Annotated in this window: 17 protein-coding genes; all 17 read right to left on the bottom strand. The window is 47.2% G+C overall.

Annotation, left to right across the window (positions count from 1 at the left end; translation table 11 throughout):
• Positions 1-43: 43 nt before the first annotated feature.
• The gene (locus tag ACN0RF_RS11280; RefSeq protein WP_417439081.1) at positions 44-4,351 is read right to left on the bottom strand and encodes a DUF6701 domain-containing protein; all 4,308 of its coding nucleotides are present in this window, start codon (positions 4,349-4,351) and stop codon (positions 44-46) included.
• Between the two features lie 2 nt (positions 4,352-4,353).
• Positions 4,354-4,647 carry a hypothetical protein gene (locus ACN0RF_RS11275; protein ID WP_417439080.1) on the bottom strand — a complete coding sequence of 98 codons (294 nt, stop codon included), beginning with the start codon at positions 4,645-4,647 and terminating at the stop codon, positions 4,354-4,356.
• Between the two features lie 130 nt (positions 4,648-4,777).
• Positions 4,778-5,596: a prepilin-type N-terminal cleavage/methylation domain-containing protein gene (locus ACN0RF_RS11270; protein ID WP_417439079.1), complete on the bottom strand. Its 819-nt coding sequence runs from the start codon at positions 5,594-5,596 to the stop codon at positions 4,778-4,780.
• Positions 5,596-6,117: a type IV pilus modification PilV family protein gene (locus tag ACN0RF_RS11265; protein ID WP_417439078.1), complete on the bottom strand. Its 522-nt coding sequence runs from the start codon at positions 6,115-6,117 to the stop codon at positions 5,596-5,598. The genes ACN0RF_RS11270 and ACN0RF_RS11265 overlap by 1 nt, the downstream gene beginning before the upstream one ends.
• On the bottom strand, positions 6,107-6,541 hold the full coding sequence (locus tag ACN0RF_RS11260) for a prepilin-type N-terminal cleavage/methylation domain-containing protein (RefSeq protein ID WP_417439077.1): 435 nt from the start codon (positions 6,539-6,541) through the stop codon (positions 6,107-6,109). The genes ACN0RF_RS11265 and ACN0RF_RS11260 overlap by 11 nt, the downstream gene beginning before the upstream one ends.
• A 53-nt stretch (positions 6,542-6,594) precedes the next feature.
• Positions 6,595-7,116 (bottom strand): type II secretion system protein, encoded by a 522-nt coding sequence (locus ACN0RF_RS11255; RefSeq protein ID WP_417439076.1) that lies wholly within the window; start codon positions 7,114-7,116, stop codon positions 6,595-6,597.
• 31 nt (positions 7,117-7,147) lie between these two features.
• On the bottom strand, positions 7,148-7,741 hold the full coding sequence (locus ACN0RF_RS11250; protein ID WP_417439075.1) for a prepilin-type N-terminal cleavage/methylation domain-containing protein: 594 nt from the start codon (positions 7,739-7,741) through the stop codon (positions 7,148-7,150).
• 76 nt (positions 7,742-7,817) lie between these two features.
• The gene (locus ACN0RF_RS11245) at positions 7,818-8,267 is read right to left on the bottom strand and encodes a Type II secretory pathway component (RefSeq protein WP_417439074.1); all 450 of its coding nucleotides are present in this window, start codon (positions 8,265-8,267) and stop codon (positions 7,818-7,820) included.
• Positions 8,267-9,505, bottom strand: a complete 1,239-nt coding sequence (locus ACN0RF_RS11240) for a type II secretion system F family protein (RefSeq protein ID WP_417439073.1) — start codon at positions 9,503-9,505, stop codon at positions 8,267-8,269. Before ACN0RF_RS11240 ends, ACN0RF_RS11245 begins: the two co-directional genes overlap by 1 nt.
• Positions 9,505-11,220, bottom strand: a complete 1,716-nt coding sequence (locus tag ACN0RF_RS11235; protein ID WP_417439072.1) for a GspE/PulE family protein — start codon at positions 11,218-11,220, stop codon at positions 9,505-9,507. The genes ACN0RF_RS11240 and ACN0RF_RS11235 overlap by 1 nt, the downstream gene beginning before the upstream one ends.
• On the bottom strand, positions 11,217-12,290 hold the full coding sequence (locus ACN0RF_RS11230) for a tetratricopeptide repeat protein (protein ID WP_417439071.1): 1,074 nt from the start codon (positions 12,288-12,290) through the stop codon (positions 11,217-11,219). Before ACN0RF_RS11230 ends, ACN0RF_RS11235 begins: the two co-directional genes overlap by 4 nt.
• Positions 12,287-13,195, bottom strand: coding sequence for an ExeA family protein (locus ACN0RF_RS11225; protein WP_417439070.1), 909 nt, complete (start codon positions 13,193-13,195; stop codon positions 12,287-12,289). Before ACN0RF_RS11225 ends, ACN0RF_RS11230 begins: the two co-directional genes overlap by 4 nt.
• A gap of 10 nt (positions 13,196-13,205) precedes the next feature.
• Positions 13,206-14,882, bottom strand: coding sequence for a pilus (MSHA type) biogenesis protein MshL (gene mshL / locus ACN0RF_RS11220; RefSeq protein WP_417439069.1), 1,677 nt, complete (start codon positions 14,880-14,882; stop codon positions 13,206-13,208).
• Complete coding sequence (locus ACN0RF_RS11215; protein WP_417439068.1) at positions 14,879-15,220, bottom strand: Type II secretory pathway component; 342 nt, start codon at positions 15,218-15,220, stop codon at positions 14,879-14,881. The genes mshL and ACN0RF_RS11215 overlap by 4 nt, the downstream gene beginning before the upstream one ends.
• Entirely contained in the window at positions 15,213-15,848 is a 636-nt protein-coding gene (locus ACN0RF_RS11210) for a Type II secretory pathway component (protein ID WP_417439067.1), read from the bottom strand. The genes ACN0RF_RS11215 and ACN0RF_RS11210 overlap by 8 nt, the downstream gene beginning before the upstream one ends.
• The gene (locus tag ACN0RF_RS11205; protein ID WP_417439066.1) at positions 15,841-16,449 is read right to left on the bottom strand and encodes a PilN domain-containing protein; all 609 of its coding nucleotides are present in this window, start codon (positions 16,447-16,449) and stop codon (positions 15,841-15,843) included. Before ACN0RF_RS11205 ends, ACN0RF_RS11210 begins: the two co-directional genes overlap by 8 nt.
• Positions 16,446-17,357: a Type II secretory pathway component gene (locus ACN0RF_RS11200; RefSeq protein WP_417439065.1), complete on the bottom strand. Its 912-nt coding sequence runs from the start codon at positions 17,355-17,357 to the stop codon at positions 16,446-16,448. Before ACN0RF_RS11200 ends, ACN0RF_RS11205 begins: the two co-directional genes overlap by 4 nt.
• Between the last annotated feature and the right edge of the window lie 38 nt (positions 17,358-17,395).

The raw sequence follows: 17,395 nt of genomic DNA, 5'->3' as shown, positions 1-17,395 counted from the left end.
GAGGCATTGTCATCGAATTGTCGATTAATCGTTATAATTCGTTCTACCAACCCATTTCCTGCCAGTAAATTTGCCGGTCGCGGCCCCGGTAAATACCGAATGTGCCTTCGGCTTGTGGGTTGTCTTGGTAGTTACCGTCGCCGTCCCAATCGTATTGCAAAAATGAAGGAGCAGTCAGCTCGAAAGTAAATTCGGCTGAAGAACCATAAGCTTGCCAGCGCAGCAAGTCTTCCATAAGGCTATCGGGTTCCTGCAATTCACCTGCCGACAAACTGACCGCATCTGGAAAATCGGTCAATTCTATCGGTTCCTCGATTAAATTAATAACCGATTCAGTTTCAGGCTCTAAAGCTGACAGAACGCTCAATTCGGCTGCCGACGCAGTAAAACACGAATCATCGGTATTTGTGACGAAATTATCACCATTCCAAAACTGGGCTCGACCAGACAGCGGAAGGTCATCAACTTCGGCGCCAAAGATATTATCTAAAACAAAGCGGCCGTACAGTAACTTTACACTATCATACAGTTTGAATGCTGGAGCTTCGGCAGCCGCTGGCAGATCCGACTCTCTTATTATGGAATAGTAATTGCCGCTTTCGTTATCGTTAAACTGAATTCCCAATTTATAGTCTCGGTAAGGTCCTTCTTCCGCTCCGTCTCGACGGTAAGTAACTGAGGGCTCAGGCGACTTGAACGAAGCCGTTCCTGCGCTTTCCTCATTCTTCCCCCATTCAAGGTCAACGTCTGTTGCAAACAGCTGGCTTAAGTTCAACGGTTCAGGATTACCATTTACCTCATTAAATGGATAAAACTCCAGCTCACCTTCAGAAACCTCTGTCGGGTAATTCTTAGTCGTTTCACCATTTTGATTAACCGCTGTTAAGGTAAAGCTTGCTCCTAATAACTGCCGCTCCCCTATGTAATAAAATTCATCGCCCCGGCTTTCATTATTCCGGTTACAGACACCGCTGAAACCACCGAAGGTTTCCATTTGAAATTCGTAAGGGATAAACCTTCCTATTTCACTCTCAGCTGTCAACATAATTGGGGATGCGTGGTAGCCAGGCAAATAATTCTGGCTTCTTATATATGCAGTTACCCGAGTTGAACCGACTTCGGTGTACGTAAGCCCCGAATTTGTATAGACACCGGCTCCATCTTTAGTAAACCCATCGGCATTCGTTATTTCACCGTTATAAGATTCTACCGCCTCAGTCTGAGCCATAAGCTGTAATGTTTCAGGAGAGGCCTCATTACCGAAGTTTGGTGTGACCTCACCTTCGTCATTAATCGCGGCAAGCTGTGCGGTAAAAATTTCCCCAGCTTTTGCTAAAATAATTCCGTCGTAATTGCTTGAGGTGTCCTGACTGGCTTCGACATCAATACTTGCGGGGCGCCAGACAAAAGCTTCCGATGTTCCCCTTAGTGTTTTCCCATTCGGTAAAGTGGCCTGGGCTGTTAAATTGATAGCACCAGCGTCTTTATAGTTGATTTCCAGAGGCGCTTTTCCGTCAGTAAAGCTAACACTGATATTACTGGTGCTATTTTCTGTCACCTCAGTTTCATTAACAGACGCCCCCATCAAACATTGGTCAGGGTCAACACAGTTCATACTCATAGATACCGAGTTCAAAGGCTGCGTCACAGCCTGGCAAGCCAGTGTCTGACTGTTCGTTTCTACTGCGCGCAGTTGCAGGTTACTAAAAGGCACGGCTGACACCTGTGACGGGATATCAGTGTCCTCAAAGTTATTACCACTAGTGAAAATGAATCCGGTATCACTAAACTCAATATTACAGCTCCCTGACAAGTTGCCATTAACTAAACAGCGAGTCGGGTTCTGTGGTTGCGGTAAGGTTCCTGTACTTTCAACGGCTAAAGGATAAGTGCCGGCATTAATCTGCTCCAGGCTTGTGTTACCCACAGGAGAAGCCGAAACTGGGTTAGTTGACCAGTCCCCGGCTGTAGAATTTAACTGAACGGCGCTACTCCCCTCATACAATTCCGAGCAGCTGGCGTTGGCACAGGCGGTAACCTCTATGTCAGCAGCAGAGCAGGTCAATGCCGGGCTGTTATAGGACAGTTGGTAATGGTGCACTGGCGACACGGGGGGCGCAGTATCGGACGCTCTGCAGAAGTTACCTCCGGCAATGGGTTCTACCGGTTTCTGATAAACAAATTCGGGGTCAGAGAAACATAGGAAATAAGGGCACCGTGCGTAACTTTGCCCACCAACACTGATGCCACCTGTCACCTTAGTGCGGCCACCTAACAGCAAGCCTCGCTCATAATAAAAGTTACCCGAAACATAAATATAACCGTTGAACTGAACATTTTGTTCTAACGTAAGGTTGCCTGTTACCACCAGAATTAGTTCATTTGCATTACCGCTAGTATTAATGTCTCGCCCTGCCTGTATTGTAAGGTCACCATCAATATAAACTCGTGATGTCTGGCCGTTAGTTATATAGTCCTCTCCAATATCGCTAAAGTTACCGGTGCGTAAATAGTCAACCGGCTGCAATTGCCTTGGCAACTGGGTATTAAGAGAGCGATCAGGTAAATCGAAGGGTTGAGGTACGCGATTACCGCTATTGAAACTTGGCCAGACGTCCTCACATAATGGACGGACGCTCTCGCAAGGGCGTGTGGTTGCCCTTAATGTTCTAACATCATTATCGGTAAAAGGTCGATTGCCGACAAATACCTCGTCAATTTCTCCATTAAAGCTATTATTTCCATTTGTCTGCCCTCCAATATAAACTCTGGATGAAACGGAGTTTAAATCCGGGGAACCAGTAAATGACTTCTGAGCGACAAATTCACCATCAATATAGAGCTCTAAGCGGTTATTATCTTTATTGAAAGAAGCCGCCAGATGATGCCACTTATCGTCAAGAAGGTTAGCCTGTCCTAATTGGGTGTTGCCCATTTCTACGTTAACAATTTGCCCGTTACTTCTACGCACTTCAAAATATAAACCACCGCCGTCGCCGGTATCCTGACGATACACTTCAGCTCTTCCAAAAGGGCCCTCAGTTGGACCGTCTCCAACAATGAACAAACTCTGGTAGCTCTCAGATTGATTTTGACGAGAAGCATCACCTTTAAACCAAAGCGCTACAGCTAGAGATTCGGCATTACGAATTGACTGAGCGTTATCCACGCGCACAGCGTTATCACCATTAAACTTCCCATAACGGCAGGTACCGGGGCTGCCGGCAATAGCTGAATTAAACCCTGAGGTATTAGCTCCTCTTAATGCCTGCCCATGCAAGCCATTACCAGACGCGTCCAGAACTTCACCAAATTGGCCACGCCACTGAAGCTGGTCAAAGGCCCAGTAACCTAATGGTGACAAAGGTTCTTCGGTAGAGCCATTGCAAGGCCCTAAATTACTATTCTGATTACAAGTTTCGCCGCCAACCGTGCCGTTGCCTAAATCTCCTGCATCCCCCCCATTCTGTGCATTGACATAGCCGTCGACAGTTGAACGGCTGGACAGGCTGACATCGCCACGGGCATTCACATTCCCTTTTACCTTTGAATCAAATCCGACAGCTACATTTCCATCCGCATCAATAGATCCTTCCATTTGGGTACGATTGTTCAAGCTCACATTACCAGAACTTTTTATATCTGCTTCGAATTGTGTATCTTCGCCAGCACTGAAATTTCCCGAACTTGTGATGTCTCCACTTACTGTTATTCTGTTACCAAATTGAATAAAGCTGTCTGACTCGACTGTCCGGCCCAAAAAGACATCTTCACCAGCTGTAATTTCTTGACCTGAACTTAGATTTCCCTGAACAACTGTGCCATTTTTAATTTGAATTCGGGTTGCAGCCGAGACAGCTCCCTGAATAGTCGCACGATTCCCCAAGTTTATGGCGGATGAAGATGTCAGGTTTCCGTTCACACCGGCTTCATCGCCTATTAAAATTTCATTCGCGGTTATGCTTCCCAGGCCTGATGTTCTTGAACCGATTGAAACCCGATTAGCGTCTCTAATAACCGAACGGACTGTCGCATCATTATTGACGGAAAAATTTCCTCTCACGAAAAACTGCAAGTCGTTCGCTTTGCCGTTCTGGTTAACTTTGACTCGATCGCCAAAGAAAGCATTTCCTGTAACGTTGATAAAAATAGGCCTTGATGCACTACTCCGCAGTTCAATAACATCATCGTTAGATATATTCAGGTTAGAATTGCACTGGTAAGAGTTAGAGCTAACGTCATAAGAACAGCCAGGCAGCTTGTCACGCGGCAAACTGTAGTTCTTAGCCGCAATGGAAAAAGAAATAACCGAAAGGAAAATGACAACAAGCCCCCTGAGCCATCCAGACATACTCATTGCTCCTTCACTCGGGTTTCAATGGCCAACTTCCGCGAAGCCGTTTGCCCTCCGGCAGTACAGACTCCGGTAGCTTCGAGTCTGAAATGGATATATTTTTCGTTTGGGGGTGGAGGATAAGGCTCATCTTTACAAATAATAACAGCCTCACAATTGTCGACCGCTATGTTCTCGCTGAAGTCGGGACATGCGGTAGCAGGAGGGCCGCCTATAGGATAAAGCCCCATCATACCCTGCTCGATTCCTGACTGAGCCGCCATAAAACTGCGCGTTCCTAAAACTTCAGCCACAACACTTTCCGATGTCGTTCTTACTAAGTTTGACAGAGCCGCTACAAGAGCCCCAAGCACGACGATAACAAAGATCGCAATGACAAGGGTATTACCCCGTTGTTTATTTAGTGAACTTTGAAAGCTGTCATTATGGCGCATTAGGAATATGAACCTTTTGATTATAAAATATCGACTCGTTACTCCGGCTTACAAACTCAAGCTGAATATTAATAACATTATTACGTTGTGAAGCGCCTGGTTCCAACACAAATGACGAATTATCCATATTGAGTCTTTCAGCCAACAACTGGCTTTCACTTAAGGTAACCGGCGGAACCGTTTGGGATTGATTCCAGCCATAATTTCCTACTCGATACAAACCGTCGTTTTGCAGACAAAAGCTGACCGGCTGCTTGCCGATATACGTTCTTTCTCTTGGTGAACTTTGAGTGAACCGGCTGTCATCGACCAAAGGAAGAATGTGAGTCGCCGGGTTTGACGTAGGCGCACTAGCACTGTCATAGGACTCTGCCAAAACAGCGTAACGTTGAGCATTACTGGCGTAAATAAAGTTGGCCCGGGTCGCATAGATGAAAATTCTATCCGACGGCTCAGCAACCCACGGAGCATTTAAAGAGGATAATGTAACCAACGTCATTTGATTAGAGCGCTGAGGCCGTATAGGAGCGTCGTAATAGGTCCCCATCGCCCGTACCGGTGAAAATTCAAGACATTGAGTGCCGCCGGATGATCGTATTCGAATGCTGTTGGGAACAGCGTTGCGCAGCTCACGAGTAACTCGTTCCGCTGCAAAGCGACTTTTCTCTATGGTTTGTAAACGTTCGGCACCTGTTGTGAACATTTGTGCGCCGATACCAACAAACTGAAAGGAGAAACCAGCGACGACAGCCAATATTATTATAACGATAATTAGCTCAATTAAGGTAAAGCCACGCATGTTCCGCATTACCAATTCCCCTTTTGAGCATTAAATTCAAGGGTTTCCTGCTGCGGCGTTTGTACCTCAATGGTTATAAGCTTAACTTCGTCAGGTATTTCGTAACTAACAAAAACTTTTGCCTGAAAGCCTTTATAGAGATTTTCTCCAAGATCACTTAACTCCTCACCATCTAATTCCAGACAGTGATAATCATCTACGTCATCAAAGTTGATGCGTTGCGATTCTTCAGCATTAGGCAAACTGCCATCCGTTGGACAAGAATTTAAAGTAGCACAAGCTCCGGCTCCTGTTTCAGAGCATCGTAAAGACTGGTTACCAGCATGGCTATTTTCATCAAAGCGTCTGGACAAAATTTGATTCATTAAACTCTGTCCAATTTCGGTGGCCCGAACCTGCTGCCATGGGTCAACACTTTGTCGAAAAAGCTGACCAAGCCCGCCGGTGACCACAAGAGTAACAATAGCAATAACCACAATGCCAATAATGAGCTCTATAAGCGTAAAGCCATTTGACTGCCTAGCACTCATTAATGTAACCCTCGCTATTGATGCAGAGATCACGACTTATGCCTGAGCTCTCAGTAAGAGTAATAGTGCATCCACCGCTACATTGCTCGGTTGGCCTGCCTAAACCATCGAAGCCAATAGTGGCCGGTAAAGAGCCGGAGAATGAAAAGGTTACATTGTCGACATTACTTATCTGCCGGTTGTTCTCTTCATTAAAGGGGGGAGTGCCGAGGGTATTTTCTGAGACGACCAAAGAGTAATTACCCGTAGTATCCTGCATAGCTTGTAACTGAATGCCGCGCAAAATACTCATTGCTTGTTGCCGTAAGACCTGGCTTTGGGTACCAGAATTATCAAAGAAGACAGGGCCAGCAGATACGGCAAGAATACCGATAATCACCAATATGATGATGAGTTCAATTAGTGTGAAGCCTCTGGACTTCATAGTTAGCCTTACTTATGAAAGCCCGCAGAAGGTTCTGCGGGCTTCATTAACTTCTAACAACCGGAATCTTCTGTTACAGCGATAATTGCAGCCGTTTCTTCGTCTGCCGCAGCTGTATAAGTTAAGTAGCACTCGGAAGTTGCGATATCACCAGAATCATAAGCACCGTCAGTACCTGTTCCAGTTACTGATGATGATTGAGCCATTACTACCGTATTCGGTGTACCAGTTACAACCTCATACACCCAGTCACTTCCTAAATCAGTAGCAAACCCTGCATCAACGGCATTAATGATGCCAGTTGCAGAAGCATCTGGGTAACCAAATACTAAATTAACGTCTGTTCCTTTTACTGAAACAGTCGCTGTCCCGCTAGTCTCCTCTCCTTCAATCGCAGCTTTTGAATAAGCAAGCTGCATAGCGCCTTTAACTGAACCTTCCATACCTTTTAATGCGCTGGCACGAGCATCACTAGAAAAATTAATAAACTGAGGCGCAGCCGTTACTGCTAAAATCCCCAAAACTACAATAACGATGATCAGTTCGATCAGGGTAAAACCTTTTTGATTGCGCATAATTAAAACTCTCAATTGTTGTAAAAAAAACTTACTGGTTGTTGCTGTGAATACTCACGCCGCCGTTGCGTGGATTATAAACGAAAGCATTGCCCACTGTCAGATAATCATCACCCGACGGAGCTTCTGTTTCATTTTTTATGGTGTTCGCTAAATAGTAAACACACATATCGTTACCTGCTGCGCTATCTTGTGTCACGTAAGTAAAATAGCGTGTTTCGTTCAGGTTATTAAAATTGGTTGTGACCGTTGGTGCGCCCTGCAAAATAGATTGCATAACACTGACGCAGTCTGTTGCCGCTAAGTTTTCGTCGTGCGCATTTGCATTGTCACCACTCACCGGGTAACCGGTGCTGCCGTCGACGTATAGCTGAATTTGGTCCATAGACACTTCGGCACCCGCACCGGTACCACTGGTGCCTTTCGGTCTGCCGCTCAGCTCCCATTCGCCACGCACAATGCCAACCGCACTGGCAAAACCACCGGCAACGCCTTCAAGGGCGGCGTCTTCGGCATCCGATGATACATCGGTGAAGCGCGGAATAGCGGCGGCGGCCAACAAGCCGAGAATGACCACGACAATAATCAGCTCGATGATGGTAAAACCCTGCTGTCTTTTACTCATTTTAGCTCTCATACTAAAACTCTAATAGAATCCATTTTATTACATTTCCTTAACACTTAACACCGGGGTTCCCGGGTTATTTCCGAACAACCTGACCCCGGTCACTTTTATAGGAAAACCAAGGTTTTTGGTTAATTCTGTAATGACAATTCCCGTTCTCTAATTCCGTATCTAAAGCGCTGCCCGGCACGTTACTGCCCAGATGCTGCCACAACTGTAAACAACCCGGCTCAACCGACGGCCAGCCTTGCTCATTCATTACTACATTCGTTTGCTGCGCTTTATTCTCGTACAACAAAGCAACTTCTTTTGGCTTACCGCGCCGCATCCACTCAGTTCTGGCCAGCCAAAGCGAGTCAATAAAACGTGAAACCGCAATATCTAGCTCGGTCTGCCGCCATTTTTGCGGCTCTTCAACCAAAACCATTCTCGCCGCTACGGCAGCCAAGACCAACAACAGTAATACCACCAGAATATTCTGCAGCCGCTGAATACCCTTGCGCTCATCCGTTGCGGCTCTGGTCATTATCGTCCCTGATACGCGCTCATCATGTCCCACATTGGGGTAAATATGCCCAGCGCGAGAATCAGTACCATAACGGCTACGACGGCTATCATTATTGGTTCAATACGAGCGGTTAAGGTTTTGAGGTCGTAGTCGGTTTCACGCTCGTAATATTCCGCGACTTCTAACAACAAAACATCAACCCGGCCGGTTTCTTCACCCACCGATATCATTTGCAAAATTAATGGCGTAAACAGGCCTGACTGACGGGCAACTCGCGACAAGTTCTCGCCTCGTTCAATACCGCGGCGCATTTCAATAATGCGTTTTTCCATCCAGGCATTATCCACCGCTTCGGCAACCAAAGATAAAGCCTGTGTCAGTGGAACACCGGCCCCTATCATGACCGAAAAACTGCGGGCAAAACGACCTAACATGGAGCGCATTAAAATGGAGCCAATAATGGGTATTTTTAACTTCAGACTGTCCCATTTCAGTCTTCCGTTGTCGGTCGCTATGTAATACCTGATGCCGAAAAAAGTACCGACCATTGCAAGCAATAACACATGCCAATAGGCGACGAAAAACTCAGACGAGCCCAACAAGGCACGGGTTGCCCATGGCAGTTCAACATTAAACCGACTGAACATAGAAGCGAACGTTGGGATCACAAAAATGTTCAGTACAAACATGGCAATGACAAGCGCAATAAGAACAAAGCTTGGGTAGCGAGTGGCGGCTTTTATCCGCTTTCTGGTGTCTTGCTCTTTTTCTAAATAAACCGCCAGTTGTTGGAAAGACTCTTCCAACTGCCCGGTATTTTCGCCCACATGCACAATAGCAATAACCAGCCGCGGGAAAACGCCCCGGTGATTTGCCATGGCTGACGACAAGTTTCGTCCCCGCTCCAGTTGCTCATGCACATCCTGCAAAGTTTTACGTAACCGCTTGTTCTGGGTCGTATCTGCCAACCCTTCAATAGCCCGCAGCATAGGAATACCAGCTTGGGTCAGCGAATACATTTGGCGACAGAATATAATCAGCTCGTCCAGCGATACTTTTTGCTGAAACGCAGACTTTAAACTTTCCCCAAAGCCACTATTCAAGAAGGAAAAGCTCTGACTTTTTACCGAATTAATCGATAACGGCACCAAACCACGACGCATCAGTACATCGGCAGCATTGCGCTCATCACTGGCATCCAGTGAGCCCTGCTGCAGTTGCCCTGTTTTGTCCCGTGCACGATACCGAAACTGCATCAGATACTGTCCTCAACACTTTCAGCCAGAAATAAGACTTCGTCGACGCTGGTAATACCTTCACGGGCATAGTCCAGTGCTACCGTAGCCATAGACTGATACCCCGGATGCGCTTTCGCTGCCACCGCAAATTCTCGTGTATTGCCATCACGCAGGGCGTCCATCATTGGTGTATTCATCTCCAATAGTTCGAACACACCAATACGCCCACGGTAGCCGGTATGGTTGCATGTCTGGCAGCCCACTCCGCGTTTAAAAGAATAGCCCGAGCTACCCTCTCGTAAATGTTCCAGCCACTGGCACTCGGCTTCATCCGGCTGATAACTCTCTGCACATTTGTCACACACCCGGCGCACCAGACGCTGTGCCAAAATACCTCGTAGCGCAGCAGCCACCAAATAGGCCGGCGCGCCCATGTCAATTAGACGCATGGCACTGGTAATGGCGTCATTGGTATGCAGTGTGGATAAAACTAAATGACCGGTAATAGAGCCACGTAAACCAATTTCAACGGTTTCATGGTCGCGCATCTCACCAACCATAATAATATCGGGGTCCTGACGTAAGGTGGTGCGCAGAACCCTTGAGAAATCCAGGCCAATTTTACTGTTCACCTGCACTTGCGAGATACGTGGTAAACGGTACTCAACCGGATCTTCAACCGTAATCACTTTTTTGCCTTCGGTATTCAGTTCACTTAGCGCACCATAAAGCGTCGTAGTTTTACCTGAGCCGGTAGGCCCGGTTACCAGCAACATGCCATGCGGACGTTTAATTAAAGCCCGTATACGCTTAACAATAGCAGCAGGCATGCCGGTTTGTTCCAGCGACAACAGCCCGGCAGACTGGTCCAGCAGACGCAACACGCAGGACTCGCCGTATTGCACCGGCATGGTTGATACCCGCACGTCGATACTGTGTTTGCGAATTTTAATATTAAACCGGCCGTCCTGCGGCAGGCGTCGTTCAGAAATATCCAGCCCGGCCATAAGCTTCAAACGCAGAACCAGTGCGTTGGCGATGTTGGTTTCTTCCAGTACATTTTCCTGCAAAACGCCGTCAACACGCTGACGAATCCTTAATTTACGATCGTCCGGCTCTATGTGAATATCTGAAGCCCGCACTTGCACTGCATCCTCAAAAATGGACTGAAGTAATTTAGCCACCGTGGCTTCATCGGTATCGTCATCGAGGCTGAGCTGCCCCAGCTCAAACTCGCTGGTGTCTTCGTATTCGTCCTGCAGCTGGCTGGCAAAGGTTTCAATTTCTTTGGTGCGTCGATACAGGTTATCAAAAGCCTGCATCAACTCGCTTTCGGGAACCACGGCAAGTTCGACCTGACGCGGAGCAAGCAACTGGTTTATCGCATCAATAGAGGACAAGTCGGCCGGGTCACTCATGCCAACTAAAGCCTGATCTTCACTGGCTTCTATAACCAACGCCCTATGCCGACGCGCCTGAACTTCGGGCAGCAATTTAAAGGCTTCAGCCGGAATTTTACGTTCAGAAATACTGATAAGCGGCAGTTTAAGTTGCTGCGCCAGGAATTCGAGTAACTGTTGTTCGGAAATATAGCCCAGGTCGGTTAAGGTCGCGCCCAGCTTACGTCCGCTAATACGCTGCTGTTCTAACGCCTTCTGCAGTTGCTCTTCTGTAATGATTTGCTCGTGAACCAGCAAATCACCCAGTCGCATTTTAAGACGAGGACGCTTCATTGCTCACCTGCTTCAGTTGCCTGTAAAGACGCAATTTGCTGTTCAATAAAGTCCAGTGTCGGCTGGTGTCGTATCCGGTTTAAAGCCTCCTGATACAATGCTATAGCGGCCTCAGGCGCGAACTCTTGTTGAGCCACCGCCTTGCCTAAATACCAGCGGCCTTGCGCCGGTTCAGACTCAAGCAGGCGCTGATAGGCATCAGCAGCGGCTTTGTAGTCACCCTGCGCCTGGGCCAACAACGCCTGTTTCTGGACATATTCTGGATAAGCTCCGGCGTCTGGTGTCGCTTGCTTCAATAAACTCAGCGCCGCGGCAGGCCGCGCTTCTTTCTCAAGAATACGGGCACTTAACAGACGAAACTCAAAGTCGTCCGGGTTCAGCTTAAAACCGGCCTCTAGCGTTGTTAATGCCTGCGATACCTTATTCCGGCCAAACTGCAAAGCTGCCAGCTTTTTTCTCACCTCTTTATTTTCCGGTGTAACAGCAAGCGCCTTACGCCAATGGTCTTCTGCCGAGGTTAAACGCCCTTGTTGCTGAGCTTTTTGCGCTTTCTCAATATGTTGTGTGGAAATTTCTGCTGGCGAGAGCTGCACGGCTTGCTTGCTAAACTCACCAGCTTTTTGTGCTTCATTTTCGGTTTCTTCAGCGGCAACAACAGGCTCTTCTGGCACGGGCTCTGCTTTTTTGGCCTTTTCCGGTTCGGTTTCCGGAACCGTAACCGAAGCCAAATCTTGCGATACTATTTCACTAGATTGCCGCGAGTCAGTTTCAGCGCGAGGGGTGCGCTCAGCAGGCACTTCTATCACTGCGGTATCAATGAATGGCTCGACCCGTTCTTGCAGTTTTGGCATTTCTGCGGGTCCACTCTCTGTTACCGTCATCGTATTTTCTGAACGCGACTGCCACCAGAAGATAACTAAGGCCAGAACAATTACCAGCATAAGCGCTAACAACCACAGGGCTAAACGATGGCTGCTGCGGCGCTCTACCGCGCTACTTGCCGCTCTTTTCGAGAAGGGCTGTTGCCCCCGACGATCCAAATCTTTTAAAACTTTATTAATAACGCTCATAGCGAACCACCCATTTGCCAATAACTGAGCGCGGCTGCAGCCATAAAAAACACGCACACAGACACCGTTACGGGAAGCCATACGGAACGATTCAATTCCGCGTCTTCGGTGTCATTAACCGCTAGCTTTAAGTCCCGCGTCGACAGCTGATGACGCCCTTCACCATAAGCCAGCAACAGCATTTTATGACACAGCATATTAATCAGGCGGGGCACACCACGGCTGCAACGGTGTAATTGCCGGACTAACTTCCAGTCAAATATCGGAGTCCCCTGATAGCCGGCAACATCCATCCGGTGTGCTATATATTCGGCCGTTTCATCCGCGTTCATGGCGGTTAATTTATGCGAAAAACTGATCCGCTGACGAAGTTGCCTAAAGGCTTTTTGTGACAAACGCTCATCCAGTTCCGGCTGACCCAGTAAAATAATATGTACCAACTTACGCCGTTCAGTTTCTAAGTTGGATAGTAAGCGCAAAGCTTCGAGACTCTCTTCCGGAAGCGCCTGTGCCTCATCAATGAGTATCACCACGGCCTGCCCGTTTTTATTAATATCCAGCAAGCGTTGTTGCAATGCCCGCGCCAGCTGCTGCTGGTTGGTCATTTGTTCGGTTTCCAGATCCAGTTCCTGGGCAATGGCCAGCCTCAGCTCAGCAGGTTCAAGGTATGAGTCCGGAATATAAGCGGTTTTAAAGAAGTCAGGGATATCATTTAATAACCGTCGGCACAGCAGAGTTTTACCGGTTCCGACTTCTCCGGTAATTTTAATAAAGCCTTCACCGGTTTTTAACGCCGTTAAAACCACCTCGAAAGCCTCGTGATGGCTTTTCAAGTCGTAATAGAACTGAGTGTTCGGCGTTATAGTAAAGGGCAGTTCGCGTAAGCCGTAATGGTATAAGTACATACTACCTTAGTTATTGCTCTATATCCGGGAACCATTCTTGCAGCAGTTCGCGAGATCGTTTCAGTTCATCGCGCCAGGTATCAACACCCACCACAGTCGGTTTCAGTAATATAACCAGCTCTTTCTTTTCTTTAAGGTTGCGGCGGTTAGTAAATAACTCGCCCAACAAAGGAATATCACCTAATAGCGGTACTTTACTGACTTCTTCGGAGTTAGTCGTCTGCATCAAGCCGCCGAGAACCACTATTTCGCCGTTGCGAGCTTTAACTATGGTGTCTGACTCACGAATATTACTTCGCGCCAGCGGCAGCACCAGTTCACCTTCTGTTAAGGTAATGACTTTTTGTTGCTCTTCGGTTTCTACTACCGATGGGTGTACATGCAAGATGACTTCGCCATCATCACTAATCTGTGGCGTTACATCTAATGAAATACCAGAGAAGAATGGCGTTAAATCGATGTCTGAATTCGAAACAGCCGAGCTACCATTGGTACCTAAATTAGTCGTTGAGTTAACGTCAGTAACATAGTACTCATCTTCGCCAATTTTTATCACGGCTTTTTGATTATTCGAGGCACTGACACGAGGGTTAGAAAGAACCTGAACAGTACCTTGTGTCTGCAACATTTTTATTGCGCTTTCAAAGCCATTATTCGAATCGCGATAAGTTAGCCCAAACAAGCCCCCAATGGTGGCTGACGTCGAATTACTGGGTGTAACAGAACTAAAGTCGACATCAAAACCGACATTTCCAGATGCCAGACTCTCCCACTCGATACCTTGCTGGTAACCATCATTCAAAGTCACTTCTATGATACGCGCTTCCAAAATGACTTGTCTTTGCAGGCGTGTTTCCAGAGTATTAATAAAATCGTCCACAGCCCTCAATTTGCCCGGGGACGCTGTTACACTAACAATGCCCGCCTGTGGCGAGAGCACCACATTGCCGTCGCCAATAATGCCTTCAATAACGTCCTTCAGGCCGCCCCATAAGTCGGTTTCTGACTGGGTGTTAATACTAGAACCGTTGCCTTGCAGCTGGTTTTGCTGACTGTCTCTACGGTACTCGCCATCGTTGTTACCAAGTAGAGGAGTTCCTTCGGAACGAGTATTACTATTTCTGCTTCCAGAGTTATTCCGAGAGCCTTGATTGCGCTCCTCGCTCACGCCACCACCTGAAATTTCAGTCTGAGACATGCCAAAACGGCGAAGTGACAGGTAGTCCAGCGAGAACGTCTGAGTTCTTACCCCGGCAGGGTATATTTGAATAGTACGGCCGGAACGACGAACTTCAAAACCATACATGTTCTGCACAGCATCCAGCGTTTCGTCTAAGGTAACGTCTTTCAGGCTTAGCGAGATTTCGCCACTGACATTGGGGTGTACCAGAATGTTGTAAGGAGAATCTGCCGCTAGCCCATAAAAGAAAGCTTTCGCATCAACATCATCAGCCTGCAGCACAAACCGGGGCTCCTCGAGTAAGGCGAGTCCGTCTTCCTGTTCTTTATTTGCCGTCTGATTTAAGAAGTTACTGACTTCTGCTGGCAGTTCTTTCTTTGCCTCTGTTTTTTTCTTTTCAGAAGCTTCCGGTTTCATTGCTTTATTGGCTTCATCCGGAGAATAGCTCGGTTGATAAGCACAGCCGCTTAGTGCCAACAATAACGCTCCTGCTGCAACTTTTTTCATTGTACGGCCCCCGAATTGCCTTTCTCGTTCTGCTTTATCGGCTTAAACAAAGTAATCTCTACTCTTTCGTTGTTCTTCTCTAAAATAACACTGTTCGGATTAACTGAATTAACCCGAAACCCATCAATATTTTCACCAGGCTTAACCCATTCACCGTTAATACGCGCTGACTGACCCTGCTCTGAATAAAAAATTTGAGACAGTTTTATATTCTGTCCCCAGCTATCCATTTCCACTGTGGGCTGACTTACTGTAAACGGCGGCTGGGTCGGATCCCGCTCTTGCGAAAAAGCCGAGACCGCGACCATAAGTAATAACAACGCAATTCCTTTAAGCACTGATAAACTCCTTATCCGTACTTAGCAGATACCAGACTATCGTCACCTTCGCTGTCGGGTAGTCGCCTACCTGATAATCAAAGCGGGCCCACTGGACATTGGGGTACTCTTTTTGCAGCGTATCCACAAAGTCGGATACCGCGAAAAAACGCCCTGTAAATTCCGCCTGCACAGCATGCTGATAGAGTTTAATAGACCCGGTTTCAAATACGACGGTCGGCTCTTTAGCTTCTAAACTATCCATTCCCAGTTCCGAGGCATGACGTAACACGCTGTTGAGAAACTGCTTTCGCTGTTGTGCAGGCAATAAAACCTCGCTTTCCGAAAAATCGCCTTTTGCCTGCGTTAACCGCTGCTTCAACTGCTTAATTTCAGCCCTGACCGGAGCATCAATGTCGTTAGCTAACTGCGCCTGCAAGTCCTGATCTAATTGCTCAGACTGTTCTATTTGAGTAGCAATACGGTGGTTATCCGCTGAAAGAACTTTATTTTGTTCCAGCGTTGGGAAAATAACGTAACTCATAATTGGCAGGGTAATAATTAAAAAACCGGCCAACGACAGCAGCGCTCGCTGTCTTCCGGGCATAGAATTAAAGGTTTCTTGTAAGCGTAACCACCAGTTATTCATTGTTTGATTCGCCCTCGCTGCTTCTGACGCTTTGCAGCAAAAACTGCTGATAACCCTGCTCACTGCGCTTAAGTTCTACAACCGCAAAACGTTTATTTGCCAGTAAGCTCGACTGACCAAATTTATCCATCCACAGCACTAAGGCTTCACTGTTTAGAGCTTGCCCGTGTAAACGGATATTTTCACCAGACATTGAAAAATCGGTTAACCAAATGTCTTCCGGGGTGATATCTGCAAGTTCCTGTAAAAACTCACTAACGGATGAAGACTGGTTTTGCCGAAACTCTGCAATTTGCTGACTGAAACTTCTGGCGTCCTGCAATTCTTGTTGCAACTGCTCTTTTTCTGCCTGCAGTTGCGGGCTTGGCTGTCGCCGGGACATTCTCTCGCGACTGCTGTCCAGATTATTGTTGAGCTTAGTCAGAGTAGCTGACAACTGTTCATTCTTTTGCACAACTGTTGCCTTTTGCCACTGAGTAACACCTACCACAATGAGCAACAGCGCCAGCCAAACACCCAAAACAGAGCTTACCTTTGTTAGTGTGAGCCTCTGCTTTACCGGCTTCAGCTCACTGCGGTACAGATTTACCCATTGCTTCATAAATCGCCCTCAACTAACGCACCTAAACCGGCAAGATCGGAGTAGTCGCCCTCGCGTAAGTCAGCGGACCATTGCGGGTACTGATACATAGTGCACTCTACTGCTAACAGCTCAGCCAGGCTCTTTTCAAGGGACGCCGGCGTCATATGTTCTACGGCGAGAATAATTCGACTAATAGGGGCCTGTCGCAAATGGCTTTCGAAATAATCAACCGAGCGCTGTAGCTCTGTTGCCAAAGGTTCTAAAGCACCAGCTGCTATTTCGCTCTCTGTGTATTTAGACACATCGGTCACACCGCGCAGCAAGCGAGTAAACATAAGCCCTTTGGGGGTATTAATTTGTGCAAGGTAATTGCCAGCAGGGTTTTGGTATAAAGTGAGTTCAGCGTGGTTCTGAGTTTCAGCTAACCGCGGTAACGTCAGTTCAGTAATGGCGATATCCGTTAAGCTCAGGTCATGTTCACTGAATAGCTCAACCCAGGGCATTAAATCGTTTTTATTCGCCGCAACCGCAACCACTTTATCCTGACCGGATGGTTGCTCGGGAAACTCATAATAGTCGGCAATGATTTCATCAGCCGCAAAAGACACTAAGTCGCTTAAACTGTATTTTAGGCTTTCCGAAATTTCTTCCGGATCCAGCATGGGTCTGTCCACCTGAACCGACTCGTATAAGTCCGTTCCCAACACCAGGGTGACTTGCGCATGCTTTAACGACAAGCGGGAATATTTACCCAAAAGAGTGTCGGCGTGCTTAAGTAACGAACCTCGTTGCACCGGCTCGTAGTCATTAACGATCAACTCGGGGGCTTTAGCTGAACCTTTAACAACAAGAAGACGGACGCTGTTTTGCGTTATTTGAAAGCAAATACGGTGATCATTTTGTTTTTGCTTTGAAAATCTTAGCACTCAACAACATCCTTTATTTTATTTTCAACCATGTTAAC

Source organism: Idiomarina sp., from assembly GCF_048260185.1.
Lineage (GTDB): Bacteria > Pseudomonadota > Gammaproteobacteria > Enterobacterales > Alteromonadaceae > Idiomarina.
Note: the sequence above shows the minus strand (reverse complement) of the source record. Positions and strands in the feature narration are given on the sequence as shown.

Bases quoted from the DNA above. Each gene is read 5' to 3' on its own strand.
- ACN0RF_RS11280 (WP_417439081.1), bottom strand. From the start codon at position 4,351: ATGTCTGGATGGCTCAGGGGGCTTGTTGTCATTTTCCTTTCGGTTATT.
- ACN0RF_RS11270 (WP_417439079.1), bottom strand. From the start codon at position 5,596: ATGCGGAACATGCGTGGCTTTACCTTAATTGAGCTAATTATCGTTATA.
- ACN0RF_RS11265 (WP_417439078.1), bottom strand. From the start codon at position 6,117: ATGAGTGCTAGGCAGTCAAATGGCTTTACGCTTATAGAGCTCATTATT.
- ACN0RF_RS11260 (WP_417439077.1), bottom strand. From the start codon at position 6,541: ATGAAGTCCAGAGGCTTCACACTAATTGAACTCATCATCATATTGGTG.
- ACN0RF_RS11255 (WP_417439076.1), bottom strand. From the start codon at position 7,116: ATGCGCAATCAAAAAGGTTTTACCCTGATCGAACTGATCATCGTTATT.
- ACN0RF_RS11250 (WP_417439075.1), bottom strand. From the start codon at position 7,741: ATGAGTAAAAGACAGCAGGGTTTTACCATCATCGAGCTGATTATTGTC.
- ACN0RF_RS11245 (WP_417439074.1), bottom strand. From the start codon at position 8,267: ATGACCAGAGCCGCAACGGATGAGCGCAAGGGTATTCAGCGGCTGCAG.
- ACN0RF_RS11240 (WP_417439073.1), bottom strand. From the start codon at position 9,505: ATGCAGTTTCGGTATCGTGCACGGGACAAAACAGGGCAACTGCAGCAG.
- ACN0RF_RS11235 (WP_417439072.1), bottom strand. From the start codon at position 11,220: ATGAAGCGTCCTCGTCTTAAAATGCGACTGGGTGATTTGCTGGTTCAC.
- ACN0RF_RS11230 (WP_417439071.1), bottom strand. From the start codon at position 12,290: ATGAGCGTTATTAATAAAGTTTTAAAAGATTTGGATCGTCGGGGGCAA.
- ACN0RF_RS11225 (WP_417439070.1), bottom strand. From the start codon at position 13,195: ATGTACTTATACCATTACGGCTTACGCGAACTGCCCTTTACTATAACG.
- mshL (WP_417439069.1), bottom strand. From the start codon at position 14,882: ATGAAAAAAGTTGCAGCAGGAGCGTTATTGTTGGCACTAAGCGGCTGT.
- ACN0RF_RS11210 (WP_417439067.1), bottom strand. From the start codon at position 15,848: ATGAATAACTGGTGGTTACGCTTACAAGAAACCTTTAATTCTATGCCC.
- ACN0RF_RS11205 (WP_417439066.1), bottom strand. From the start codon at position 16,449: ATGAAGCAATGGGTAAATCTGTACCGCAGTGAGCTGAAGCCGGTAAAG.